Origin of the sequence: Methanobacterium sp. BAmetb5, assembly GCF_003491305.1 — an archaeon.
Taxonomy (GTDB): Archaea; Methanobacteriota; Methanobacteria; order Methanobacteriales; family Methanobacteriaceae; genus Methanobacterium.
Genome location: NZ_CP022706.1, coordinates 1851852 through 1875000, shown reverse-complemented (window position 1 = coordinate 1875000; position 23149 = coordinate 1851852). Strand labels below are relative to the sequence as shown.

Below are 23149 nucleotides of genomic sequence, written 5' to 3'. Positions count from 1 at the left end.
GCCATTTTAGCGTAGGACCATAAACGGTCCCCATCCCGGGCCAGGTAGAAGGTAGCGGCAAAGAAGACAAAGAGTTCCAGTGCCAGGTTAGGGATGGACTGGACAAAGTCCACCAGGTAGGAAGCCACCCCCCTCAAAACATCAGAGAACACGGTTTCCACCACTCCAGATGCCGATCCCAGGTAGGGTAACAGGCTGCTGGGGAGGTACTGGGGTGAACTCTGGAGGGAATCCAACGTGGCGTTTCCCAGGTTAGCGGCACTGGCCGCGTTTATAAGTGCCGGTGCCGATTCAATGAGGGAATATATACAGTAAAGCACCACAAATATTATGGGGAGTATCACCACTACCATGGCCACCAGTATAGCCAGGGACTGGTAACGAAGGAATGGTTGCAGTCTCTGAGCTATGGGACGCACAACATAGGCAAAAACAGCGGCCAGTATAATCATACTGAGCATAGGGGTGAGAATCACCAGGGACAGGGCCAGAAGAACCGCCACCACAAACAGGGCCGAAGTGAGGGTTCCTTTTAACTTATAAATCATGAGTTTTCCTTTTCATATTAATTCCATCGGTATTGAGTACCAAGATAGTGTTAAAAGTATTCCTTGATACCCGAAGCATTGCGGTGGTACTCTCCAAATTCCTTTATCAGCCGGAGCTGGTCTCCCCAGAATACAGGGCCTTCCACACAGATCCTCCAACCCACATCATCCACGCAGCACTGCCCACATATCCCCAGGGCACACTTCATGTAGCGTTCCAGGGAGAACTGGGCTGGTATCTGGTTTTCCTCAGTGAGGAGGTGGAGTTTTTTCATCATGATCTCTGGACCACAGGATACCACCATATCATAATCTTCTTCTTTGATGAGTTTTTCGGCCAGTTCCGTGGCAAATCCGCAGAAACCATGGCTTCCATCATCAGTGGTGGGAAATACACGGGCTCCTGCATTTTCCAGGCGTTGAGTGAAGAGTATTTCATCTTTAGTGGTGGCAGCAGTGATAGTATCCACCTGAACACCCCTACGACTGGCTTCTTCAGTGAAGGCAGCCACTGGGGCCATGCCAATGCCGCCCCCCACTGCCAGGACCCGGGAACCGGCAATTTCAAATCCACTTCCGTAGGGTCCCCTTAAACCTATTTTATCATTTTCCTGAAGTTTGTGGAGTGCCTGGGTGAAGGGTCCTACCATTTTCACGGAGATACCCACCTCGCCATTCACCGGGTCTATACTGGAGATGGACATTGGTTTTTCATCCTGGAAATTCCATACCATTAAGAACTGACCCGGACTCTCTCCTTCAAACTCCCAGGGCAGGTAAAAGGTTTTCACCGTGGGTGTTTCCTCTACTATCCGGTTAATGGGGAGTACCTGGGGGATATTTTTGATTTCTTTCCGGTACATTTACCTCACCCTCCCCTGGTGGGCCAGTCCCACCATTTCTTCCACTTTCTGGTAATTCTTTTCTTTCATGAACTTCAGGAGGCCCTGGTTTATCTCAGGGAAGACTTCCAGTCCATGGTACATTACCGCAGTTCCAATTTGAACACAGCTTGCCCCGGCGTAGAGGAATTCCACCACATCCCGGTAGTTGGTAACTCCACCCACACCCATTAGGGGTATGTCCACGTTCTGGTAGACCTGGTATACACAGCGCAGGGCCACTGGCTTTATGGCTGGCCCGGACATTCCTCCAAAACCATTGGATAATATGGGGTGACCGGTTTCCAGGTCGATCCTCATCCCTGGACCCAGGGAGTTGATTAAAGTTAGGGCGTCAGCCCCGGCACGTTCTGCTGCCTGGGCAATCTCCACTATATCCGTGACGTTAGGGGTTAACTTGGCAATCACTGGAATTTTAACTGTTTTTTTAACTGCTTTAACAAAATTGTGGGTTAAAACCGGATCCTGGCCTATTGATGCTCCGCAGCCTTCCAGGGCATGGGGACAGGATATGTTTAGTTCCAGGGCATCCACCAGGTTTTCCACCTTACGGGCAATTTCACTAAATTCTTGGGGTGTGGAACCATATATGGAGGCTATCTGGGGCACTTGGCCCTCCAGCTTTTCCAGTTCCCCCTGGAATGTTTCCACTCCCGGGTTGGACAGTCCTATGGCGTTTATTATTCCCCCTTCCACTTCCACGGTGGTGGGGTTGGGGTAACCCTTGTTGGGTTCTGTTCCAAAGGATTTAGTTACCACTGCCCCGGCTCCACTACGGGCTACCCAGTTAAGCGAGGATGCATTGCTTCCCAGAACACCCGCCGCCAATACAGTGGGGTTTTTCATTTTCATCCGGCAAATTTCCACTTCCAGCATGATTACACCTTAAGTTTAGAAGGTTTAAATTCCATCAAGTACACATTAAATTCTATGAAGTGTTATGTAGTTGGTTGTTTTGCAGGCTTTGTAGCCCTGGATGAAGATTTTAACTTGATGGATTATGAACTTTTCCCACACCAGGAACTCCGGGAAAAATGGTTTGAACAGGAGGATGAAGGGGAAACTCCAGAGGAGAAGAGACTCCTGGGAAAGGTGGGTAAAGTTTGCCAGGAAATCATCATCGAAACTGCACGGAGAAGTTCCCACTACCAGGACCTGGAATATCATGCTAAATTCACCTATCAACTTCCCAGTAAAGGTGGGGATTATTTTAGAAGTAATTTGGGCCAAATTCTCCATGAAACTGGTTTTTTAAAGTCACCTGATGAACTGTGGGGTGTTACCCGGGACCTGGCCCTGGAGATCACCGAGAAGCGGTTGAAGGACGCTTCCCATTCCCAGGATCTCCTGCTTATTCAGGCCATCCATACTATTGAGGAACTGGAAGAGGCTGAGGTTAAACTGGTGGAACGTCTACGGGAGTGGTATCCGGTGCATTTCCCGGAAATGGATGATGTACGGGACCATGCCCGCTACGTGGAACTGGTGGCCCAGTACGGTGACCGGGAATCAGTTATAAACTCCGGGGCCCTGGAGGAGATGGTGGATGAAGGGGTGATGAGTCTGGGTGCTGAGTTATCCCCCCGGGATCTGGAGGTGATTCAGGGATTTGCCCAGACTATCCAGTCCATCCAGGAATCCAAGAAATCCACCACCGACTACGTTGACGTGAAGATGGAAGAAATGGCCCCTAACCTCCGGGATCTAGTGGGTGCCTCTCTAGGTGCCAAGATCATCGCCCACACCGGGGGTATTAAGCGTCTGGCCCTCCTACCTTCCAGTACCGTGCAGATCCTGGGGGCAGAAAAGGCCCTGTTCCGTCATCTGAAGACTGGTGAGCGACCACCCAAACATGGTCTCATATATCAGCATCCTGCGGTCCGTGGCTCACGGTGGTGGATTCGGGGAAAAATTGCCCGGGCACTGGCCAGTAAAATAAGTCTGGCTGTGCGGAAGGATTATTTCTCCAGGGAGTACGATGCTGCGGTCAAGGAGAGTTTTGAGAAAAGGGTGGAAGAGATAACCAAGGAACATCCTTTCCCTAAACGAACCGAAAAATCTAAAAAGAAACAGAAAGGCAAAAAACGGAAGAAGAAAAAGGATAAATTCCGGTTTAAGAAGGGTGACTACCAGTACTAGTGTTCATACCTGAACATTGGGGGGATTCATCCCCAAAAAAAGTAAAGGATGTGTGTATCTATCAGTATAGTTGAGAGTTTTTAAGTGGTTTGTTTCATTTAATAGGTAGAGAGTGATTGCAATGACCGATGTAGTGGCCATAGTATCCATAATATCCAGTGTTTTTTCCATTATTCTGGCAGTGTATGCCATACAGTTTTCCCGACGAGTGGAAGAACGTCTCCAGAACAACTTCACCATACTAAAGGAGACCATGGAGGCCAACCAGAAACAGGCCCAGGAGTGTCTTTCCAATATCGACCGGGAAGCAGCAGCCATTAAAACCACGGTAGACCAGTCCCATGAGAAAACTTCATCAAACCATCCAGAACCTTAAAAATGAACCGCCCTGAACTAGCCCCCCGGACCCATATTCCCAGATAAAAGGCCCTTATTTTCTACAGAAGATAATAAATCCATCTACATTACCCCTTATTAATCTTAATTTAATTACCCTGTCTTTTAACCTGTTCCCTTTTTGGCAATTTGAATTTCTACAGTAGAGCAAATTTTATTAGAAATATCAGTTTAAGTTCTACCCCGGAATAATCTAATAGGATATATTTATATTACCTAACCAAGAATAGAGGATCAGGGCCAATGGATCCCACCGTGAAGTGGTTAAAATAAGATATCTGGTTAGTGGGATCATTCTGTGGTAGACATCTACAACTGCATCCTTAATCTCCATGAGCACTGCAAACCTAGTTCAGATTGCTTTTCACTCTAATTATCTGGGGATGCTCCGAACTTCAAAAGAATCCACCGTAATAATCCTGATTCATGGCCTGGAATCCCTCCAAAATACCAAGTAGTACTTTTAAGTATCTTTCCGGGACAGAGCAGGCTTTTTAATCATACCTTCGCAGATCACTACCAATCCTCTGCTAATTAGTAACTGGATAAAGTCCCCGCTACACAGAGTGGTTCCGGTGAAATTTAAGGAACCTGCGAACCGGTGCAAACTTCCCGAGAGGGAACTGTTAAATCCAGAAAGTTTAATATATTCCCAACTGCAAGTTATTTAGAGAGGAAACTAATTTTCGAAAATCATCAAAGGGATATGTAAAATGGAGTTTGAACTGGAATCTGGCAATAAAATCAGCGGAGTATACGAACTGGACGGTCACCTGGCCACCTGCAACCTTAACCCCCAGGTAAGGGTTTACGGGGAGAAGCTGGTGGACTATGAGGATAAAGAGTATCGCCTCTGGGATCCACGCCGTTCTAAACTGGCAGCTGCCCTTCTTAAAGGACTGGGAACCTTCCCGGTTAAAAATGATTCCCGAGTACTCTACCTCGGGGCTTCGGCCGGCACCACCCCCTCCCACATCTCGGATATCATCACCCAGGGAGTTATATACTGTGTGGAGTTTGCACCCCGCATGATGAGGGAGCTCCTCACTGTTTGTCGGGCCCGGGAGAATATGATCCCCCTGCTGGAAGATGCCCATAAACCCGCCAATTACCAGGGACTGCTGGAGAAGGTGGACTTCCTTTACTCTGATGTGGCCCAGCCTAACCAGACTGAGATATTCATGGACAACATGCGCCTCTTCTTGAGGGAAGAAGGACAGGGCATGATCATGATCAAGGCCCGGAGCATAGATGTCACCCGCAAGCCCAAACAGATATTCCGGGAGGAAGCATCCTTCTTAAAGGAGCATGGCTTCCGGATAGTGGATAAAGTTGACCTGGACCCCTACGAGAAAGACCACCGCTGTCTGGTCTGTGAATTTGCATTTTAACCTTAATACCGATTCTAACACCAAATAATTCTAAAATCGAAGAGAACACCCTAATAAAAATAGAAAGGGAACACCCTACAAGATTACTTTTTAAAATATGAAAAAATGGGAGTAAATCCCAGTATTTTATCCTTTCTTGGTTTAATCAACTCTTTTACCGGCATCAGGACCCGGTTGCACTGAATATATTTCAGTTACCTTTAGCAAGACTGCGGCTTTAGGTGCTAGTTGAGTCATGACACTTTTAGCCCATTCCACTGCATCATCAAAGTATTTACCAGACTCATGTATTTCCACCGTGCCTTTAAACTGGTAGGGGCATTCTGATATGTCTCCCACAGCCACTGTGGCCTGGGGATTGTTTTTAAGATTTTCCAAACTTTTGTTCATGAAGTTGGCCACCAGTAGGATGGTTTCACCATCTAATGGTCTGGCAAATCCAATTGGAACCACATTGGGAGTGCTTTTGTTATTGGCGGTGGCTAACCAGACTATGTTGTTTTTTTCTATTGCATCCATCATTTCCTTGTTCATTACCATAAGATCACCTGTAATGTGTCTTTAATTAACATTCACCGAATAGAATAATGTATTTAATGGTCAGCAAAATATACTAACTATATTTTAGTTACCCTTTTTCTATCTAAAACTCCCTTAAAAAAAACCATTACTGCCCTTTCAAACCTAAATTCCCCGAAAAATTAATTCAACTCAGTTTCAGCTGATCCACCACTGAAACCACCTCGTTAGCCTGTTTCTGAGTCTGGTTCTGGGACTGGTAGGTGTAGGTTTCGTAGATCATGGCGGGAATACCGGCCTGTATCAAGGGGAGAGTTACATAGGCCGGACTGGTGGGATTTGGTGGACTGTACACTTTTAACCAGTTGACGTGACTTTTAATCTGCCTGGCGATTGATTCTGCCCTGCTGGATTGTCCCGGGACAAATAGGAACCATTTTTCCTGGTAATGGCCTTCGTTGGAGTGGACATCAATCACCAGATCAGGGGAAGAATTTTTAATATTAGGGACAGCGTAGTTGAAGGCCAGGGACTGACCATTAGCCCTCCCCTGGTCGTAGTTATCGGCGTTCTGAGTGACGTTTACCTGGTAAATGTAATAGCAGTAGTTAAGGGAGTGGTTCCTGTTTTTCAGGGCCTCCTTCAGGGCCAGGTGGGCCTGGTATTCCAAGGGGTGGACACCCACCACGTAGGCTATTTTATAGGGGGACTGGGGATTACCGTAGGGTCCTTCCCGGGTAACTGTCCCGTATTCTGTTTCTCCCAGGACCACCCTGCTGTAGGTGGTTGCTGCGGAGTTTTTCTCCAGGGAAGGGAGGGGGAATAAATAAAAAGAGGATAGAACTGCGACACCAAACACCAGGATTAGCACCAGGATTAATTTAATTTTCCCCATTCTCAGTTCTCCTCAGTTTTCAAATGCCCCATGGTTTTAAACTTAAATTTTCCTGGCCTAAGGTATGGTTACACTGGCTGGTAGTTGTCCAGTTGATTTGTACTGGGTTAAAACCTTGGCATACATGTTCAGCATGGAATCCGGGGATAAATCTGGTTGACCAGATACAGTGATACCAATGTAGTTGGGTGTCTGGCCACTGTTATCCATCCAAGCACAGGTTCTCTGGGCCATGCTCAGATAATCTGCCTGGGCGATGGTGGCACTGGTAACTGTCCCGTAAGCATTATCCGGACTCTTGTACTGGTTTATGGGAATATTACCAGTTTGCCCGGTGTTTATCATTGTTATGCCCTTGGCCAGGATGTAAAGGCACTGGTTCTTGTCCAGGGTTACTCCCTGGTAGGTTATGGTGCTGAACCCCACTCCCACTCTTGAGATTTCACTGGCCAGGCCGGGTACCTGGGACACCGGGAATCCAGTAGCCAGGGATATTGTTTCGGGGGCAGGGGTGGTGTTGGTGGTGTTGGCCGGGGTGCTGGAACTTCCCATTTTCAGGAGTATTCCTCCCATTATTCCCAGTATTACCACCAGAGCCACTACTGCCACGATCAATGCCGTGTTAATAGTTTTTGATTCTTCTTTTTCGGGTTGAGTGGATTTTCTACCAAAGGCTGCTTTTTCCGGTAATTTAGCACCGCACTGTTCACAAAAAGCAGCGTCGGCATCGTTATCATATCCGCAGTTTTCACATTTCATTTCATCTTGCCCCCCACATGGGTACTCTTGATTATACTGTGTTTTATCTTTCCTATTCTTGATTTTTTCCCCACACGTTAATATAAATATGATAATTGATCATAATAGGGTGAGGATTAGAAACTGGAATGTTTCCTATGACCCCCATAAAAAAATTATTCCCCCATCTAATCCTCCCTTTTAAAGATCCTTTCAAAAGTATTTATTTAAAAAAAGAAGCTGGTTTGCCCTAAAATGTAAGAAAAGTTTAAAAAATGAAAAATAAGTTTAGGCCAGCAGGTGATATACCAAACCGCCCAAGTACAACAGTAAGAAAGCTATACCAAACAGGAATACCCCCATGAACATGTATTTATCAAAGGATTTTGGGCCTTTGTACTCGGTGTTGTCGGTTGAAACCTGTTCCTTGGAAATATTCTGTGAAACATTCTTCACTGCCTTTTTCTTCTTGGAAGACTTCTTCTGAGATTTTTTCTTTTTCTTAGCCATCAGATTATGCTCCTAAAATTGATTTAAAATACCAGGTTAACCTAAAATCCATCATATCCTCCCCTTCACCCCAGCCGGGACCCCGGTACTCCCCGGACCCAGACCAGTAAAATCATTTTTAAATTATGGTCGGTCCGACTTTTAAAAGCTATGGGATTAAAAACCCCGGTAATACTTTAAGCAGGTTATCTACATAAATCTGGTGGTGAAAGATAGATGCTCCCTAATTCTCTGAACTAAATACCCACTCCTCCCCACACGTACCTGTACGTTTCAGGAGAATTTTACCAATGCCCCCTTTATCCATTAGGGTAAAAACCATGGATTTGTATTTAATAGAATTAAATGCTGGAATTTGATGTATACCCATAACTATACAGGTTATTTCAGATTTCTGTAATACTCAAAGGTTTTAAACACATAATAGGTTAAGTAACGACTGTCATGGCCAAAGCTTTAAATAATAGCTCCACCAACCAGTTACTACCCTGTTGCTTTTAGGTGTGAAATCTAGTGGAAAACATCCACGTGTCAGGTTATTATTACCCATTCAGGGCGTTCTAGAGGGCCCGTAGCTTAGTCTGGCAGAGCGCTTGGCTCTTAACCAAGGTGTCGCGGGTTCAATCCCCGTCGGGCCCGCTTTATTTTAATATAATATATTCTGATATCCAGATCTTACACCCGTTTAGGGGAATGTTCTTTTAAGAAGAACAGCAAAGCCATAGTATGATTGCAGGGGTACCCAAGCGGTCAACGGGGGTGGACTCAAGATCCTCTGGCGTAGGCCTTCAAGGGTTCGAATCCCTTCCCCTGCACTCCTTTTATAATATATTCATTTATTAGAATCATTTTTAGAATAACTATACTCCATTTTAAAAATAACTTATACCCCCATTTAGAATATAGTTAATATCCATTCCTATATTTTCATTTAATCCCCCTGAATGACTCCTTAAACTCTAAATGAGTCAAAACATTTTTCATTCCAGCAGAAAAAACCTATCTTTAAATTAACATATCTGGATGGGTTCTGATGTGAGTTTGTTCAGAGGACATTCATTATAAGTGTAAAACTATCAATGCATTCCTATTTCAATAGGGAATATAATACACAAAATGAATAAGGCCGGTATCTTAAATTCATTAACGTATTAAGTTCTTAAGAGTAATCTGTTTAATATTAACATGTCTCCAATTGCCAAACTTTAAATAATAGTTCGGTAAACCATTTACTACCCTGTTTTTGTGTAGATTATTATGTGAAAATGTGGGACCCCCACAAAACTAAACTTCTTCATTATCAGGCATTCTAGAGGGCCCGTAGCTCAGTCTGGGAGAGCGCCTGGCTTTTAACCAGGTGGCCGCGGGTTCAACTCCCGTCGGGCCCGCTTATTTTATTATTTCAACTGATTATTTTAAGCCTATTTTTATTCTCAATTGATTAATAAGATATTTTTTTGATTAAATTATCTATAATGCCTCAAATGTAAAATTCAACTTAAAAAGGGATTATTTTCTATATAAATAAATTTTCTCTAAAAAAAAATAAAGTTGAGGCTGCTTTTCTGGATTAAGTTCAATTTCACGTTTTCCATGTTTATCACTGCCTTTATGTTGGTTGAATAGAAGATTAGCCCAGCTTTGGCAGTTAATGAACCACCAGTCATGCTGAAGGTTCCCTGCCCTTACTTTACAATAAAATGTATAAAATACTGAGTAGATATATCAAAGATAGGGGATGTTAGGGTAGACCTTCTCATTTCCCATGCATAAGGGGGTTTAAAAAAATGCAACGCAATACCTATATTTTAATTGGAGTCGTTATCCTGATCTTTGTTGCTGCCGCCGGAGTTAGTTATCTTTTATTTCAGCCCGCGGTGAACAACTCGCCCAATGTTACCAACAACACCACAACCACAGTGGTGAACCAGAATACCGCCACCCAGCAGAACCAGAGCACCACCTCGGGTTACATATCCTCAGCCCAGGCCAAGTCCATTGCATCCAACTACCTGAATTCCAAGTCGGATTATAAGGGCCTGGGAGCGGGCACACCTTCCCTCAAAGGAAGTGTGTACTACGTGCCTATGGTGGTAACCGTGGAGGGCCAGCATTCCGTGGGGACTGTGCTGGGTGATGTCCTGGTAGATGCCAAAACCGGAAAAGTCCTGGGAACAGAAACTGTGGATATTACCACCGATGAAAAGGTAAGAAACCCACCATAAGGGATAGACTTAGATAAAAAGGGATGGATAGACTTAGATAAAATGGGGATTCGGGGATAATTCCCTTAATCCCACTTAAATTATTTAAAAAAAACCTAACTTAATTTTTTTAAAAAAAATAGTATCTACTTTTCGCAAATTTGGACTCCCATTTTAAAGGCCTTTTCACAGTCCTGGGGGAAGATTTCCTGGTATCTTTTCAGTTTTTCTTCTGGATCGAAACGTGAGGACACGTACTTAGAGTAATCATCAAACTGGTAGGTGTCAGTGACCAGTAGGGATTCTGATTCACCAATTATACGTTCAACCAGTCTTTCAGTGGTTTTAAAACACTCCTCATAACCGATCTCCTTTAACACTTCCTCGGTCACTCCCATAGTGTAGATAAAACCGACTGGTATCCGGCGGGGAAAGAGGGTTGACCCTTCCTTATTGTAAACCAGGTAGGGGAATATGAGGCGTTCCAGGAAGGATCTCATCTCCCCGGTGGCTGTTCCCAGGTAAATAGGGGATGCGAGGATGAGGGCATCAGCTTCTTCAATCCTTCCCAGGACAGGTGTTAAGTCATCCCGAGCAGCACAAGTACCATAGCTTTTCCCATCCTTTAATTTACAGGCAAAACAACTTTTACAACCTTTATAGTCCAGGTCGTAGAGGTGTATGATTTCAGTTTCTGCTCCCCTGGATTCAGCCCCTTCCAGAGCTTTTTCAACCAGTTTAGCTGTGTTACCCTTCTTTCGGGGGCTTCCGTTAATTCCCATAACTTTCATGGTTCCAGTCTCACTTTTTATTATGTATTTGTTGAACTCCTCTAAGATAGGTTGAACCCTACGATATGTTGAAACCTCTAAGATAGGTTGAACCTAAGATAATGTTGAATCCTCTAAGATAATTATAGTTAGTTGATATAGTTAGTTGATTTCCATCTTGAACCCGGTATAAGTGGCAAAAAAGCCATCCGTATCCGCGTACAATGGTTTGAAACCATTGTTTTCCGCATCTTTCATGGTTTTCTTAAGAAAATCTCTTCCCCAGGCGGTTATGGACTCTGAACATTGCAGACTGTACCACCGGAAGGTGCTGTGGTTGTACAATCCATAGAAGGTGTTGGCCAGCCTCTTCAAGGCTTCCTGCTGTGCATTTAGAATCTGTCGTTCTCGATCATCCCTGGACTGTTTCATCCGGGATTTGATTCTTATTCTATCCTTTAAAATTTTACCCATGGCCGCCGGGATGAAGCCCACTGGTTCCTTGTGGAATTTGTGCCCGTACTCCGGGCAGACATGGCAAGTTCCCCTTTTATAATCCGGAGTGAGAGTATCCGGGGATATGTTCTTGGAAATTATTATACTGGGGTACAGGCTCCGGAAATCAAAGTAGACAATATTTTCGTGCAACCCAGTTACTGGTTCCTTAACGTAGCCTCCCACCACCTGCTTACCTTCCCTCTGGGTTAATTCCTCGGGTGAAGGTCGGTTAGGTACTAAATTCCCGGTTTCAAATGATTTCCGGATTAGGTACCATTCCACCTGCTGCCCGCTGGCCATGCGGGACACATCAAAGAGGGGTTGGCCCACGATCCGGGTGAGTTCCATACTTATGGGTAACATCTCCTCTCCGATCTGGGTAACCGCCACGGCATCGTCCAGGGAGTAGTGGAAGAGACGTTCCAGTCTCTGGTCACCTTTATCCCAGTAAAGGTGGATTTCATCTCCGGGGAGGTCGTATTTTTCCTGGCCAAAAAGCTCCAGGTAAACCCGTTCCAGGGTGTGGCGTTCTAAGTGCAGGTAGCGGCGGACATAGGAGTACAGGTCAATGTGCACCCTGCCCCGGATCATGGCAGGGTTACCGAAACCCAGCCGGGTGAATCTGGGCGGGGATCCGTCTACTCCCAAGTGAAGGGGTACTCCCAGCTTTGCCGCCCGATCCATTATGTAGGGAAGGTCAAAGGCATCGGAGTTGTATCCCAGGATAAAATCAGGATTTTCAGACTGGACAGTTTCCACGAATTTCTCCAGTAATTCTTTCTCGTTGGCCACTACTTCCACAAAGTCTCCCGGAGGGTCTAGATAGGAATCCGAGGAAGGGTGAATATCAGAGGCAGTTGAAGGATTTTTATAGGATACCACTTTCTGCAGGCCCTGGTTACTGGAGAAACTGATCATGATGATGGGGTCCAGCTCGGCCTGGGGCATGCCCCGGGGATTGTAAACCTCAATATCAAAGCTTAAAACTGAGAATTCTGGTAAAACTTCCTCGAGGATGATTTTAGGGGGATTTTTCACCTGGAAAATGCAGGGTTGGGGCGTAGTTGGTGATCCTTTTACAGGTCCCTGTTTTAAGACCTTACCTTCTACTTCCACAACATTCAAAGGAGATAATCCTTTATCTATGAGGTACCTGCGGTAAAAAGGAATATCATGTTCTCTTACCTCCTGGACCGAGGTTAAATTCCCTATTCTATCCCTTAATTTAGGGATATCCTGAGGATGTTTGAAGGTTACCTTCAGGACCTCTTTCCTTTTCCCCTGATCCTTTTTGTAAACCTTTTCCACAGAGTTAAGTCCTAGTTCACTTAAATCCTGGGTGCAGACCTTAATATCTTGGGGAATGACGTAGATGTAGGGTTTGAAACTTTTATCCCAGGCTATGATATGGCCTTCTTCTTTTTCTCCCAGGAGTTTGCCGAATAACCTTATAACTGGTACACGGTTCCGGGTGATGTAATCAATGTCCAGGAGAACGAATTTTTTAGTCACTGTACCGGGAGGTATTCCTTCATGTACGCCCATAATCCTCACTTCCAGTAGGGACTATGGATGGGTAAGGTCAAGGAATTTGAGGTAGAGGGGGTGATAAGTAATCTACTTACCCTCCCCCCTGCATCGTCGAATAAAAAAGAGAGGGTTTTTTTTAAACCGGTAACTGTTTAATGCTCCCCACTGTAGAATACAAAAAGGTTACAGTTCCTTTTTCTTTTTCAGTGTTCCGGATAAGTTTTATAATTGTATTTCTCCGGATTTGGTTGAGATTTTCTGTTTGGTCCAGAACTGCTTCATTGAATAAAGGATTATCCCCTGGCCATTCATCAATCTCTGGAGGAGGGGATATCTCTCTAAGCCATAGATCGACTTTAGCTTCTTCTCGGGTTAATCCTTCCGGCCAGGATTCATCTATTAAGATTCTGAATCCATCTTCCACTCGGGGAACTTCAGATATTTTTTTAAGTCTTAGCATACACATCTCTCCTATTATCATTAACATGATCAATTTAACATTATTAATCATGATATATAAAATTAACGGAAATTGAAACAAAAGAACATACTCCTTCGCCCACCAGAAGTAACCCCTTTACTATAAAAAACCCGGAAGAAATGTTAATCGGGTTTTTACCCGGGATTATTCTATAAATAGGGAAAAAATTAAAAAAAAGTTTAAAAAACAGGTTTTAAAAAACAGTTATATGGTTTAAAAACGGATTCTATCCTTATTCTTGGGTATCCCATTTTTTACCTTAATCCAGGTTTGATCACGATGTAACTCATATTCCCTAAAACAAGAGGGAACACCCTGGGCTGTGAGGGGATCCGGACCATCCATGAGCTGGAAATGGAGGTGTGGAGCAGTAGAATTACCAGAATGACCTATATTCCCCGTTATATCTCCGGATTCTATGAAATCACCATTTTTGGCTTTTACCGAACCAGTCTTCATATGCCCCAGGAAGATCCATACTCCCTCCCACTCCCCTTCACCCTGGATTATTACAAAGTTACCGGCAATATCCTGAATACTCTGTTTTCCAGGATCGAAGAACCAAGCATTCTTCAGGGCAATGGAAATATCACGGAGGGGTTGTACGGGGTCCCGTTCCGGGTATCCATCACGAGAGGCAACCACCCGACCCGGTATGGGGGCATAGATGGGTTTTCCGTAGGAGTAACAATCATTTAAATGCACCCTGCCCAGGATCTGATCCAGGGTACTTTTCCGGTGGAATTTAACTGAGTTTTGGGTCCAGTCCACCTGCAGGAGGTCGAAAGCATAGGTCGAGGCAAAAGAATCCGTACCGTGACTGGGAACTTTAGAACCCGGACTGTTTAAAACCATCCACTCACCCTCCAGGGGGGATTCTAGGGGTACCGGTTTCATACCTCCATTATCAGGTCTTCCCGCCACTCTCATCATGTCCCTGGTTTTTGCATCCTTATTTTTAAGTTTTGGTGTCCCTTATCTATTCAATAGAGGTACATTCCCAGGTTTCAGCTTCCGTATCTATGGTGGCGTACAGTTCTGTTTCCACATCATTGAACAGCTCTTCACAACCGAACTCCAGGTCTGCTGATTTTTTAACGGCATACATTCTGCCCCGGGCACTCTTAACCACTATATCACCCTCACGGGTTATTCCTACCACTAATTGTTTGATTTCCTTGGCCATTTTTATCATCTCCTCAACAATTATTTATGAAATTTAACTTCCAATGAGAACTACTACTTAATGAGAGATCCCTTATTAAATTTTATTTTTAATATAATTCAGACAAAAACTACCTTCTTCTTAAAATTGAGTTTGTTTTCCCTCATGAACCGATCCATTTCCAACTCATGTTCCTGTGGAATCAAAAGTCCAGAACGTACTTTTTCACCCTGAATATGCTTTAAAAGACCATCATAGTTATATCTTTTATCACCTTTCTTCTGTGAATAACCATACAATATCTGGTTAACTTTTACCTTATTTTTGGAAGGTAAGGCTTCCATGGAATAGGTGTAAAGCACTCGGGGAGTGGGTTCCATAACTTTCGTGAAGTAGTCGTAGATAGGAGGAGTAATCAAAAATCCTTCAGTTAAAATACCATAGAAAAAGGATTTGTCTGGAGTTTCATCTTCATTAACTGCATATAAAGAAGCCGGAAGCTCCAGTTCCCCGTCACATTCTTCAGTCAGGATTTCAAAGAGAGTTTCCTCCCCTTTTTCCAGAGATTGAGAGTCATGGAACAGAGCAAAAAAATCCACATCAGATTTAGACGTTAATTCCCCGCGGACATAACTGCCATAAACTACAAGAAGTTCCAATCCCTGAATAGGGGCGGTTAATTCATGGATTTTTTTTAGGAAGTTCGTCTGGTAAGATTTTAACATTTAGTTCTCCCTCCACCCTTCTTACAATTTTCTCCATACAGGAAACTGCCTCATCTGCAAGGTCACCATTACTTCCCCCGTAACCTAATCTTTCATAGATACGGTGCAATCTGCGAAAACATTTCCTCTCATCATCCACGAAGCGCGTCTTGACCAGGTAAAAAGTTCCACTTCTGCGATGAGTGGCATAAGGGTCTTCACGGCTTTCAAAGGCATGAACAGACTCCTCGGCAACTTTAAATGCCATATCACCCACAACAGATAACCTACCTTTTTCCACTGATTCATAGAGGGTAAGAGCTTTTTCTCTAGCATTACGTAAGTGAATCTCTTCGGAAACCATAAATCTACTTCCTTAATGATTATATGATAAAAGACTAATAAGTATTTTTCTACTAATGATTAAGGAAATTTTCTTTAATTATTATGAAAATAAATGTTTTACATGGTTTTTATTATAATTATTATAGAATTCATAAGGAATAAATGGATTTGAATCTGTTGGCGATGTTTTGGTGTGTTTAAAGCCCCCGGATAAACCGAAGATTAGGAAATGTAAAAAAAATATTAAATAATAAAAAAAGAGTGTTGATTAACTCTTAAAATAAGTTTAAAGAGCTTTAAGGACTATTTCACTGTTACTATCCGTGGATTTGAGATCATCAATTATGTATGACTCTCCAGTCACATCCTCCATCAAAGCGATTAGTGACAGAGCCATAGGACAGCCTATGGAACGAGGGACATCCTTGGCTTCCAGGTAGTCCGTGAAGTGGTGCATTTTGCAACCTTTAATACTGACGTTGAGGGAATCTTCACCTAAATTGTAACTTATTTCATCAGCAATGCGGAAATATCCTCCCAGGTACTCGGCATAGAATTCCAGGGCTTTTTCCGGGGTGCTGGTATCCTTTTCCTCACCCAGCATAACTGAACCCGCCCTGATGAGGTCCCACAGATCTTCACCGAAGGCACGGGTGATTCCCCCTGATCCTTCCCCACTGACCTTCCACAGGCTGTTGGTGAACCCCATCAACACCGCGGTGAGTATAATATTCACTGGATTTTCTTTAGTTTCGCTTAAAAAAGCAGCTGTTATTTTCTGTACTTCCTCTTCTGACATGTCATTAACTCCTCTTGATATATAAGCTCCAGTTTATGCTTCCATGACTTCTTTTACTTTCAGTGCGGTTCTCTCCAGTTCCAGGAGGGCCAATCCCAGGTTCACTTCCCCCGGGGATAGTGCAGCCAGCACCGCCTTCTTACCAGCATAGGATAAGATGGCCTTACCAATGGCACCGTCAATAACCACCTGGTTAAGATCTCCCCTTTCCAGCTCATCACAGGTTCTCTGGGAAGTACCCACCATAGCTGCCGCCATAGCTGCCACCCGTTTCTCATCAGTACCACTGGGAAGGGCCGAAGAGATCATCAAACCATCCGGTCGCAGAACAGCCACTCCATTCACATCCCCCGGAGCACGCTCCAGTAACTCTTTCAAAAGACTACCAATATCCTCTCTTAATCCCATAAATTCACGTCCGTTGTGTTAAATTAATTATCCTGTTGTTTATAACCAATAATGCGGATAAAAATAATATCTAACTGTGAATTTTCACACGAAATCTATAACACCCGTGCACAGTTAGCAAACAGTTATATAGGATAATAGAACTTTAAAGGAGGGTTGAGAAGGGTAAAGTTGTAATCAAAGAAACAATCTGGTTAAAAAAAGATAGAAAATGAGTTATTTTTAATGAAATGATTAACAGGGACCCCTTTAATCAATATAGGCGTCCTTTATTATCTGGAATATTTTTTCCACCGCTCTTTTCATTTTCAAAAAAACCATACCCAGATTAGCAGTGGATTCCACTGCACAGACCAGGGCTACAGTGGATGAACCCATGATAACGATTTGTAGTTTTTCCCCTTTGATCAGGACTTTTTCCAGGTTGTCTTTACCAATATCATTGAGTGTTTTTTCACCGATATTGATGAGGGAAGCAGCCATAGCCGCAATCATATGGTTTTTCACATGGGGGTTGCTGGAGGTCATAATCAGCCCATCTTTACGGATTACATAGGACTCTAAAATGTCACTTTTGTACTCCATCTGCTGTAGAACTTCATTGATCTGCTCGGAAATAGGTTTCATAGGACATCAGCTGGAATAACTATTGATTGTTGGTGAAATCAGAAATGGCCTTCTTTAACATCACCCTGATCATGCCAATGTTGGCATTCATCTCGGTTAAAACTATGATAACATGGTCCATACCAAATTCATCAATCACTATTTTCCCCTGTTCTGTTTCCACGATTAACTGCTCTAGATTCCCGTAACGGACTGTTCTGGTAAGTTCTCGCACTGCTCCCAGTGCCGCCACCGTGGTGGCACTTAAAATTGAACTTTCCCGATCCACCTTGGTTACAGGAATACCATCCAAACCAGCCACCAGGGAATCTTTGACTCCCCTGATTCGATTAATATTGATTAAAACTTCATCTAAATTCTGAACAACCATTTTTATCCGCCTACCAAAAATATTTGGGCCCTATCACTTGTTTTTCCCTGTAATTTCATTAATAAGATTGTCCATGAAACTGGCCAGATCATCATCATTCAATGCCGAAGTATTAAAAATAGGTACATCGCCCGAAAGATTCAATTCAGCACGTATAACTTCCGGATCCAGTCTAGAAATATCTTCCTTATTGGCCGCAATAACATAAGGCACATCATAGCCTTCAATAAATTTAATTAACTCGAAATCTACCGGGGTTATCCCCACGGTTGAGTCTATTAATAAGATTGCCCCGTCCATACCAGTAGCCAGTGTTTCCCACATAAAAGAGAATCTTCGATGCCCGGGACTGGCAAATAAATGTATTAAAAAACCGCCCTGTTCGATCTGGACAAAATCAAAACTGGTGGTAATATCTTCGTATTCACCTTTCAAGAAAAGTTCATTTCCACTTAATCTCTCAACAAAGGTGGTTTTACCGGCGTTTAAAGCGCCGAAAACCACAACTTTAAGGGCATCCATAGGTGTACTCCCAGAATCTACAGGGATTTGAGTACAATTTCACTGTTACCATCCTTAGATTCCAAACTATCCATTATAAATGGCTCTCCAGTCACATCTTCCATCAAGGCGATTAGTGACAGGGCCATAGGACAGCCTACGAAACGGGGAACTTCTTTGGCCTCCAGGTAGTCCGTGAAGTGGTGCAGTTTGCAACCCTTGACTTGGACCTTCAGGGTATCGTTGTCTACCGTGAAATCTATTTCATCGGCAATGCGGAAATATCCTCCCAGGTACTCGGCATAGAATTCCAGGGCCTTTTCCGGGGTGCTGGTGTCCTTTTCCTCACCCAGCATAACTGAACCCACCTTGATCAGGTTCCACAGATCTTCACCGAAGGCCCGGGTGATACCTAGGGAACCTTCACCACTGACCCTCCACAGGCTGTTGGTGAAGCCCATCAACACCGAGGTGAGTATGATATTCACTGGATTTTCTTTATTTTCACTTAAAAAGGCGGCCGTTATTTGCTGAACCTGCTCTTCTGACATGTTACTGTACTCCCTATGCTTCCATGACTTCTTTTACTTTTAGTGCGGTTCTCTCCAGTTCCAGTAGGGCTAATCCCAGGTTCACTTCCCCCGGGGATAGTGCAGCCAGCACTGCCTTCTTACCGGCATAGGATAGGATGGCCTTACCAATGGCCCCGTCGATAACCACCTGGTTGAGATCTCCCCTTTCCAGCTCATCACAGGTTCTCTGGGAAGTACCCACCATAGCTGCCGCCATAGCAGCCACCCGTTTCTCATCAGTACCACTGGGAAGGGCCGAAGAAATCATCAAACCATCCGGTCGCAATACTGCAACTCCATTCACATCCCCCGGAGCACGCTCCAGTAACTCTTTTAAAAGACTACCAATATCCTCTCTTAGTCCCATTTAAACAATCTCCATTGGATCTTTATGCAAATACCTATCTAAACCCCCGACAAAAGGAATCATTGAGATTACATTTTTGTCGTTAGTTGTCACTAAATCGTATGATTATAAGTAAAAAAACAATTATAAAGTGAGAATGCATAAGTGTGCACTTGAGATAAATTTATATAAGAGTTCTTTACGGGTAAAAAATTAATATTGGAATGAATTTAGGATTTGACGAGTTCACGGTAAGGTATACTATAAATGTTTTATGGATAATTCAACATTCCCTAATTAGTGGGGGTTAGTTACTATCCACAATCCCGATTAATAACTACAGGTAAGGTAGGATGAAGAACTTATTATCACAAAATAAGAGGGTGACGGTTTCCGTTGACACCCATCTGGATTATGAATTCAGAAAATTGGCTTCTCAGAAGTTCCGGTTTGAAAAGGGGTGGTACAGTAAAGCTATTGCCGAAGCCATGGATGTTTGGATTAACTACAATGAAGTGGGAATTTTAACCGGGGGTATCACCAACATTGCCCGTTTAACTGGTCATAACCTGTGGAGCATGTTGAAAAATGATTTTAACCACAAGTACCAGCATGATAATGCAGCTATGTTAAATGATATCTGTGAATATTTTGTTGACCAGTCCCCCTACATTGAGAATTTAGATTACCAGATCCAGGGGGAAGACTTCCTGATTAGTGCGGATACTCCCCTGATAACCCAGAACCGGGACTGTTTCATGGTGGAGGAACTGGTGGACCGGTGCACCGTACCGCTGGTGGTGGTTCTAAGGGCGGGCATTGAGGACATTACCCACAACACCTACAAAATCAATAGTTTAGAATTTGGTGAATCCAATCAGATTCATTTCAAGAAAATCAACTCCCCCGTATCCCCTATAGAAGTTATGCCCTAGGGAATGGTCGGGATACAAAGGATATTAACAAAGCTAGGGCCTTATGTGTTATGGTCCTATATGCTGTGGTCCTATATGAATCCGAATAGGAATTATAATCTCAAAATAGGGATTGCAATCTCAAAATAGGGATTGCAATCTCAAAATAGGGATTGTAATTAACAATAAAAATAAAAAAGGGTTAAAGTAATTTTTAACCCCCTTAAATGTTTTCTTTTCTTCAGTACCTAGGCCAGGTCGAACCGGTCCAGGTTCATGACCTTGTCCCAGGCCCTTACAAAGTCCTGCAGGAACTTCTCCGGGGAGTCCTCACAGGCATAGACTTCAGCCACTGCCCGGAGTTCAGAGTTTGAACCAAAGATGAGGTCCACCCGAGTAGCGGTCCACCGGGATTCGCCGGTTGCCCGGTCACTTCCCTCGAACACGTTTTCATCTTCGGTGGCCTTCCATTCAGTTTGCATGTCCAGCAGGTTCCGGAAGAAGTCATTGGTAAGTGTCCCTGGGTTTTCGGTGAAAACACCCTGGGGTGACTGTTCATAATTGGCATCCAGGACACGCAGACCCCCAATGAGGACTGTCATCTCGGGAATGGTCAGGGTTAAAAGTTGTGCTTTGTCCACCAGTAACTCCTCTGGTCTTTCATCGGTTTGAATCATCTGATAGTTCCGGAAACCGTCAGCAACCGGTTCAAGGACGGCAAAGGAATCCACATCAGTATCTTCTTCCCGGGCGTCCATTCTTCCCGGTGTGAAAGGTACGTTTACCTGGTAGCCTGCATTTTTTGCCGCCTGCTCCACACCGGCACAACCGGCCAGGACAATGAGATCCGCCAGTGAAACCTTCTTGTTACCGGACTGGACCTGGTTGAATTCATTCTGTATGTCTTCCAGTGTCCGGAGCACTTTTCTCAGCTGTTCGGGGTGGTTGACTTCCCAGTCATTCTGTGGTGCCAGGCGGATACGGGCACCGTTGGCACCTCCCCTTTTGTCGGAGCCACGGAAGGTGGATGCTGAGGCCCAGGCCGTGTAAACCAGTTCTCTGACAGAGAGATCTGCAGCCAGTATTTTTTCCTTGAGGTTCTGGATGTCCTCTTCACCGATTAACTGGTGATCGACTGTTGGGATGGGGTCCTGCCAGATGAGGTCTTCCTCGGGTACTTCCGGGCCGAGGTAGCGTGTTTTTGGTCCCATGTCACGGTGGGTTAGTTTGAACCAGGCCCGGGCGAAGGCATCGGCCAGTTCATCCGGGTTCTCGTAGAAGCGTCTTGATATCTTCTCGTAGACGGGATCAAATCGTAATGATAGGTCGGTGGTCAGCATGCCCGGGGTGCGGCGTTTTTCCGGGTCGTGGGGATCCGGTACGGTATCTTTACCGGCACCATCCTTGGGTTTCCACTGGTAGGCACCGGCTGGACTTTTTTCAAGCTCCCATTCGAATTCGAATAATATGCGGAAGAAGTTGTTGTCCCAGGCAGTGGGGGTGTTGGTCCAGATAACTTCCGGGCCTCCGGTGATGGTGTCGTTACCTTTACCAGTTTTGTAGCTGCTCTTCCAGCCCAGACCCTGCTCCTCGATGGGGGCAGCTTCCGGTTCTGGTCCCACATATTGGGGGTCACCTGCTCCGTGGGTTTTACCGAAGGCGTGGCCACCGGCAATGAGGGCCACGGTTTCCTCGTCGTTCATGGCCATACGGGCGAAGCTCTCCCGGATATCGCCGGCTGCAGCCAGGGGGTCGGGCACACCATCTGGGCCTTCCGGGTTTACGTAGATTAAACCCATTTCAATGGCGGCCAGTGGTTTGTCCAGGTCACTGCCCTTGGCGTGGCGTTCTCCTCCCAGCCACTCTTTCTCGGAACCCCAGTATATGTCCCTTTCTGGTTCCCATATATCCTCACGTCCGCCACCGAAGCCGAAGATCTTGAAACCCATGGATTCCAGGGCCACGTTGCCCGCCAGGATCATCAGATCGGCCCAGGATATCTTCCGGCCGTACTTCTGTTTGAGGGGCCAGAGGAGCCGGCGGGCCTTGTCCAGGTTGGTGTTGTCGGGCCAGCTGCTTAGTGGTGCTAAACGTTGGTTACCATGGCCTCCCCCTCCACGGCCGTCTCCCACACGGTAGGTTCCGGCGCTGTGCCAGGCCATGCGGATGAACAGGGGTCCGTAGTGGCCGAAGTCTGCCGGCCACCATTCCTGTGAATCCGTCATGAGTTCATGGAGGTCCTTCTTCACGGCTTCTAAGTCTAGGCTCTCGAATTCCCGTGCGTAATTGAAGTCCTCATCCATCGGATTGGATTTTGGTGAATGCTGACGTAGGATGTCGAGATTCAACCGATTTGGCCACCAATCAAGGTTCGTGATACCACTACTAGCAGTCATTTTGCCTTTTTCATCCATAATCTCACTCTCTTTTTACATCACTTTAATTCATCTATTTTATTTTCTCAAAAACTGTGAATTTCGTGTTTTTTAGAGCTAATTACTATTTTTATGGGCCTTTTCGGAAATACCATTGAATTATTTAATATTTTTTAACATTTAGTTATTAGTTCTAAGTTTTATTTAGAAATTTTTATTTGATTTTGGAGGCAATCGAATTCAATACTAAATAGAACTTAGTACTATATAGAATTTCGTATTGTTTGGATCTGCCACTGGCAATTAATCTTCAACATTCAGAGAATTATATTCCCTTTTTTATAGCAAGAGAATTTAACTAATCAGAAGATTCCCTTTAATTTGTTCTGGGTTATTTATAAAAATGTATAGGGATTTAAAAGCCGTTATATACAAAAAATGATTTATAAAAAAGGGCAAAGTAGTTTTTATTGACTTATTTCATTCAGGAGGATTAATAAAC

General features: G+C 44.4%; 27 protein-coding genes and 3 tRNA genes (1 of these 30 running past the window's edge). 8 read left to right on the top strand and 22 right to left on the bottom strand.

Annotation, left to right across the window (positions count from 1 at the left end; all coding sequences use genetic code 11):
* The 3 genes in view from CIT02_RS09230 to CIT02_RS09220 are tightly spaced (at most 50 nt apart) and all read right to left on the bottom strand, a layout consistent with a single transcriptional unit that may run on beyond the window.
* Window positions 1–548, bottom strand: the 5' portion of a protein-coding gene (locus tag CIT02_RS09230; protein ID WP_292611803.1) for an AI-2E family transporter. It extends 535 nt beyond the left edge of the window; only the first 548 of its 1083 coding nucleotides appear in the window; the start codon lies at window positions 546–548; its stop codon lies off the left edge, out of view.
* A gap of 50 nt (window positions 549–598) precedes the next feature.
* Window positions 599–1411: a dihydroorotate dehydrogenase electron transfer subunit gene (locus tag CIT02_RS09225; RefSeq protein WP_292611801.1), complete on the bottom strand. Its 813-nt coding sequence runs from the start codon at window positions 1409–1411 to the stop codon at window positions 599–601.
* A complete protein-coding gene (locus CIT02_RS09220) occupies window positions 1412–2326 on the bottom strand; it encodes a dihydroorotate dehydrogenase (RefSeq protein ID WP_292611798.1) in 915 nt (304 codons plus the stop codon).
* A gap of 54 nt (window positions 2327–2380) precedes the next feature.
* Between CIT02_RS09220 and CIT02_RS09215 the strand changes: the two genes are divergently transcribed.
* From CIT02_RS09215 to CIT02_RS09205, 3 genes are all read left to right on the top strand, one after another.
* On the top strand, window positions 2381–3589 hold the full coding sequence (locus CIT02_RS09215) for an NOP5/NOP56 family protein (protein WP_292611796.1): 1209 nt from the start codon (window positions 2381–2383) through the stop codon (window positions 3587–3589).
* Between the two features lie 121 nt (window positions 3590–3710).
* Entirely contained in the window at window positions 3711–3965 is a 255-nt protein-coding gene (locus CIT02_RS09210; RefSeq protein WP_292611794.1) for a hypothetical protein, read from the top strand.
* A 733-nt stretch (window positions 3966–4698) separates the two neighbouring features.
* A complete protein-coding gene (locus tag CIT02_RS09205; protein ID WP_292611792.1) occupies window positions 4699–5376 on the top strand; it encodes a fibrillarin-like rRNA/tRNA 2'-O-methyltransferase in 678 nt (225 codons plus the stop codon).
* A 141-nt stretch (window positions 5377–5517) separates the two neighbouring features.
* Here CIT02_RS09205 and CIT02_RS09200 read toward each other — a convergent pair whose 3' ends face one another.
* The 4 genes from CIT02_RS09200 to CIT02_RS09185 form a co-directional block, all read right to left on the bottom strand.
* Window positions 5518–5916: a pyridoxamine 5'-phosphate oxidase family protein gene (locus CIT02_RS09200; RefSeq protein ID WP_292611790.1), complete on the bottom strand. Its 399-nt coding sequence runs from the start codon at window positions 5914–5916 to the stop codon at window positions 5518–5520.
* Window positions 5917–6082: 166 nt separating this feature from the next.
* Window positions 6083–6790: a hypothetical protein gene (locus CIT02_RS09195; RefSeq protein WP_292611788.1), complete on the bottom strand. Its 708-nt coding sequence runs from the start codon at window positions 6788–6790 to the stop codon at window positions 6083–6085.
* A 57-nt stretch (window positions 6791–6847) separates the two neighbouring features.
* The gene (locus tag CIT02_RS09190) at window positions 6848–7549 is read right to left on the bottom strand and encodes a zinc ribbon domain-containing protein (protein ID WP_292611786.1); all 702 of its coding nucleotides are present in this window, start codon (window positions 7547–7549) and stop codon (window positions 6848–6850) included.
* Between the two features lie 267 nt (window positions 7550–7816).
* The gene (locus CIT02_RS09185) at window positions 7817–8038 is read right to left on the bottom strand and encodes a hypothetical protein (RefSeq protein ID WP_292611784.1); all 222 of its coding nucleotides are present in this window, start codon (window positions 8036–8038) and stop codon (window positions 7817–7819) included.
* A 565-nt stretch (window positions 8039–8603) separates the two neighbouring features.
* Here CIT02_RS09185 and CIT02_RS09180 point away from each other — a divergent pair.
* The 4 genes from CIT02_RS09180 to CIT02_RS09165 all read left to right on the top strand — a co-directional run bounded on the left by CIT02_RS09180 (window position 8604) and on the right by CIT02_RS09165 (window position 10263).
* Window positions 8604–8677 (top strand) — tRNA-Lys (locus CIT02_RS09180).
* Between the two features lie 93 nt (window positions 8678–8770).
* Window positions 8771–8853, top strand: a tRNA-Leu gene (locus CIT02_RS09175).
* A 499-nt stretch (window positions 8854–9352) separates the two neighbouring features.
* A tRNA-Lys gene (locus CIT02_RS09170) sits at window positions 9353–9426 on the top strand.
* A gap of 399 nt (window positions 9427–9825) precedes the next feature.
* Complete coding sequence (locus CIT02_RS09165) at window positions 9826–10263, top strand: hypothetical protein (RefSeq protein WP_292611782.1); 438 nt, start codon at window positions 9826–9828, stop codon at window positions 10261–10263.
* A 125-nt stretch (window positions 10264–10388) separates the two neighbouring features.
* On the opposite strand, the gene CIT02_RS09160 is transcribed toward CIT02_RS09165, so the two are convergent.
* From CIT02_RS09160 to CIT02_RS09095, 14 genes are all read right to left on the bottom strand, one after another.
* Entirely contained in the window at window positions 10389–11033 is a 645-nt protein-coding gene (locus CIT02_RS09160; protein WP_292611780.1) for a flavodoxin family protein, read from the bottom strand.
* Between the two features lie 141 nt (window positions 11034–11174).
* Window positions 11175–13055, bottom strand: a complete 1881-nt coding sequence (locus tag CIT02_RS09155) for a DNA-directed DNA polymerase (RefSeq protein ID WP_292611778.1) — start codon at window positions 13053–13055, stop codon at window positions 11175–11177.
* A gap of 121 nt (window positions 13056–13176) precedes the next feature.
* Entirely contained in the window at window positions 13177–13500 is a 324-nt protein-coding gene (locus CIT02_RS09150) for a DUF488 family protein (protein WP_292611776.1), read from the bottom strand.
* A gap of 234 nt (window positions 13501–13734) precedes the next feature.
* Window positions 13735–14418 (bottom strand): M23 family metallopeptidase, encoded by a 684-nt coding sequence (locus CIT02_RS09145; RefSeq protein WP_292611774.1) that lies wholly within the window; start codon window positions 14416–14418, stop codon window positions 13735–13737.
* A gap of 82 nt (window positions 14419–14500) precedes the next feature.
* On the bottom strand, window positions 14501–14707 hold the full coding sequence (locus CIT02_RS09140; RefSeq protein WP_048072570.1) for a hypothetical protein: 207 nt from the start codon (window positions 14705–14707) through the stop codon (window positions 14501–14503).
* A 98-nt stretch (window positions 14708–14805) separates the two neighbouring features.
* On the bottom strand, window positions 14806–15411 hold the full coding sequence (locus CIT02_RS09135) for a nucleotidyltransferase domain-containing protein (RefSeq protein ID WP_292611770.1): 606 nt from the start codon (window positions 15409–15411) through the stop codon (window positions 14806–14808).
* Window positions 15368–15754 carry a hypothetical protein gene (locus CIT02_RS09130; protein WP_292611767.1) on the bottom strand — a complete coding sequence of 129 codons (387 nt, stop codon included), beginning with the start codon at window positions 15752–15754 and terminating at the stop codon, window positions 15368–15370. Before CIT02_RS09130 ends, CIT02_RS09135 begins: the two co-directional genes overlap by 44 nt.
* Before the next feature lie 267 nt (window positions 15755–16021).
* Window positions 16022–16534 carry a hypothetical protein gene (locus CIT02_RS09125; RefSeq protein WP_292611765.1) on the bottom strand — a complete coding sequence of 171 codons (513 nt, stop codon included), beginning with the start codon at window positions 16532–16534 and terminating at the stop codon, window positions 16022–16024.
* A 33-nt stretch (window positions 16535–16567) separates the two neighbouring features.
* Window positions 16568–16942 carry a roadblock/LC7 domain-containing protein gene (locus tag CIT02_RS09120; protein WP_048072574.1) on the bottom strand — a complete coding sequence of 125 codons (375 nt, stop codon included), beginning with the start codon at window positions 16940–16942 and terminating at the stop codon, window positions 16568–16570.
* Between the two features lie 249 nt (window positions 16943–17191).
* Window positions 17192–17569, bottom strand: coding sequence for a roadblock/LC7 domain-containing protein (locus CIT02_RS09115; RefSeq protein ID WP_292611763.1), 378 nt, complete (start codon window positions 17567–17569; stop codon window positions 17192–17194).
* Between the two features lie 19 nt (window positions 17570–17588).
* Window positions 17589–17939 (bottom strand): roadblock/LC7 domain-containing protein, encoded by a 351-nt coding sequence (locus CIT02_RS09110; RefSeq protein ID WP_048072576.1) that lies wholly within the window; start codon window positions 17937–17939, stop codon window positions 17589–17591.
* A gap of 33 nt (window positions 17940–17972) precedes the next feature.
* Window positions 17973–18461: a GTP-binding protein gene (locus CIT02_RS09105; protein ID WP_292611759.1), complete on the bottom strand. Its 489-nt coding sequence runs from the start codon at window positions 18459–18461 to the stop codon at window positions 17973–17975.
* A 17-nt stretch (window positions 18462–18478) separates the two neighbouring features.
* Window positions 18479–18991 (bottom strand): hypothetical protein, encoded by a 513-nt coding sequence (locus CIT02_RS09100; RefSeq protein WP_292611757.1) that lies wholly within the window; start codon window positions 18989–18991, stop codon window positions 18479–18481.
* A gap of 13 nt (window positions 18992–19004) precedes the next feature.
* A complete protein-coding gene (locus tag CIT02_RS09095) occupies window positions 19005–19379 on the bottom strand; it encodes a roadblock/LC7 domain-containing protein (protein ID WP_048072574.1) in 375 nt (124 codons plus the stop codon).
* A gap of 332 nt (window positions 19380–19711) precedes the next feature.
* Between CIT02_RS09095 and CIT02_RS09090 the strand changes: the two genes are divergently transcribed.
* Window positions 19712–20293, top strand: a complete 582-nt coding sequence (locus CIT02_RS09090) for a hypothetical protein (protein WP_292611753.1) — start codon at window positions 19712–19714, stop codon at window positions 20291–20293.
* A 227-nt stretch (window positions 20294–20520) separates the two neighbouring features.
* On the opposite strand, the gene katG is transcribed toward CIT02_RS09090, so the two are convergent.
* On the bottom strand, window positions 20521–22686 hold the full coding sequence (katG, locus tag CIT02_RS09085; protein WP_292611751.1) for a catalase/peroxidase HPI: 2166 nt from the start codon (window positions 22684–22686) through the stop codon (window positions 20521–20523).
* Window positions 22687–23149: the final 463 nt, after the last annotated feature.

What these genes read in the sequence shown, in the direction of transcription:
- CIT02_RS09225 (WP_292611801.1), bottom strand. Translation starts at nt 1,411, where the DNA reads ATGTACCGGAAAGAAATCAAAAATATCCCCCAGGTACTCCCCATTAAC.
- CIT02_RS09220 (WP_292611798.1), bottom strand. Translation starts at nt 2,326, where the DNA reads ATGCTGGAAGTGGAAATTTGCCGGATGAAAATGAAAAACCCCACTGTA.
- CIT02_RS09215 (WP_292611796.1), top strand. Translation starts at nt 2,381, where the DNA reads ATGAAGTGTTATGTAGTTGGTTGTTTTGCAGGCTTTGTAGCCCTGGAT.
- CIT02_RS09210 (WP_292611794.1), top strand. Translation starts at nt 3,711, where the DNA reads ATGACCGATGTAGTGGCCATAGTATCCATAATATCCAGTGTTTTTTCC.
- CIT02_RS09205 (WP_292611792.1), top strand. Translation starts at nt 4,699, where the DNA reads ATGGAGTTTGAACTGGAATCTGGCAATAAAATCAGCGGAGTATACGAA.
- CIT02_RS09200 (WP_292611790.1), bottom strand. Translation starts at nt 5,916, where the DNA reads ATGGTAATGAACAAGGAAATGATGGATGCAATAGAAAAAAACAACATA.
- CIT02_RS09195 (WP_292611788.1), bottom strand. Translation starts at nt 6,790, where the DNA reads ATGGGGAAAATTAAATTAATCCTGGTGCTAATCCTGGTGTTTGGTGTC.
- CIT02_RS09190 (WP_292611786.1), bottom strand. Translation starts at nt 7,549, where the DNA reads ATGAAATGTGAAAACTGCGGATATGATAACGATGCCGACGCTGCTTTT.
- CIT02_RS09185 (WP_292611784.1), bottom strand. Translation starts at nt 8,038, where the DNA reads ATGGCTAAGAAAAAGAAAAAATCTCAGAAGAAGTCTTCCAAGAAGAAA.
- CIT02_RS09165 (WP_292611782.1), top strand. Translation starts at nt 9,826, where the DNA reads ATGCAACGCAATACCTATATTTTAATTGGAGTCGTTATCCTGATCTTT.
- CIT02_RS09160 (WP_292611780.1), bottom strand. Translation starts at nt 11,033, where the DNA reads ATGAAAGTTATGGGAATTAACGGAAGCCCCCGAAAGAAGGGTAACACA.
- CIT02_RS09155 (WP_292611778.1), bottom strand. Translation starts at nt 13,055, where the DNA reads ATGGGCGTACATGAAGGAATACCTCCCGGTACAGTGACTAAAAAATTC.
- CIT02_RS09150 (WP_292611776.1), bottom strand. Translation starts at nt 13,500, where the DNA reads ATGCTAAGACTTAAAAAAATATCTGAAGTTCCCCGAGTGGAAGATGGA.
- CIT02_RS09145 (WP_292611774.1), bottom strand. Translation starts at nt 14,418, where the DNA reads ATGAAACCGGTACCCCTAGAATCCCCCCTGGAGGGTGAGTGGATGGTT.
- CIT02_RS09140 (WP_048072570.1), bottom strand. Translation starts at nt 14,707, where the DNA reads ATGGCCAAGGAAATCAAACAATTAGTGGTAGGAATAACCCGTGAGGGT.
- CIT02_RS09135 (WP_292611770.1), bottom strand. Translation starts at nt 15,411, where the DNA reads ATGTTAAAATCTTACCAGACGAACTTCCTAAAAAAAATCCATGAATTA.
- CIT02_RS09130 (WP_292611767.1), bottom strand. Translation starts at nt 15,754, where the DNA reads ATGGTTTCCGAAGAGATTCACTTACGTAATGCTAGAGAAAAAGCTCTT.
- CIT02_RS09125 (WP_292611765.1), bottom strand. Translation starts at nt 16,534, where the DNA reads ATGTCAGAAGAGGAAGTACAGAAAATAACAGCTGCTTTTTTAAGCGAA.
- CIT02_RS09120 (WP_048072574.1), bottom strand. Translation starts at nt 16,942, where the DNA reads ATGGGATTAAGAGAGGATATTGGTAGTCTTTTGAAAGAGTTACTGGAG.
- CIT02_RS09115 (WP_292611763.1), bottom strand. Translation starts at nt 17,569, where the DNA reads ATGAAACCTATTTCCGAGCAGATCAATGAAGTTCTACAGCAGATGGAG.
- CIT02_RS09110 (WP_048072576.1), bottom strand. Translation starts at nt 17,939, where the DNA reads ATGGTTGTTCAGAATTTAGATGAAGTTTTAATCAATATTAATCGAATC.
- CIT02_RS09105 (WP_292611759.1), bottom strand. Translation starts at nt 18,461, where the DNA reads ATGGATGCCCTTAAAGTTGTGGTTTTCGGCGCTTTAAACGCCGGTAAA.
- CIT02_RS09100 (WP_292611757.1), bottom strand. Translation starts at nt 18,991, where the DNA reads ATGTCAGAAGAGCAGGTTCAGCAAATAACGGCCGCCTTTTTAAGTGAA.
- CIT02_RS09095 (WP_048072574.1), bottom strand. Translation starts at nt 19,379, where the DNA reads ATGGGACTAAGAGAGGATATTGGTAGTCTTTTAAAAGAGTTACTGGAG.
- CIT02_RS09090 (WP_292611753.1), top strand. Translation starts at nt 19,712, where the DNA reads ATGAAGAACTTATTATCACAAAATAAGAGGGTGACGGTTTCCGTTGAC.
- katG (WP_292611751.1), bottom strand. Translation starts at nt 22,686, where the DNA reads ATGGATGAAAAAGGCAAAATGACTGCTAGTAGTGGTATCACGAACCTT.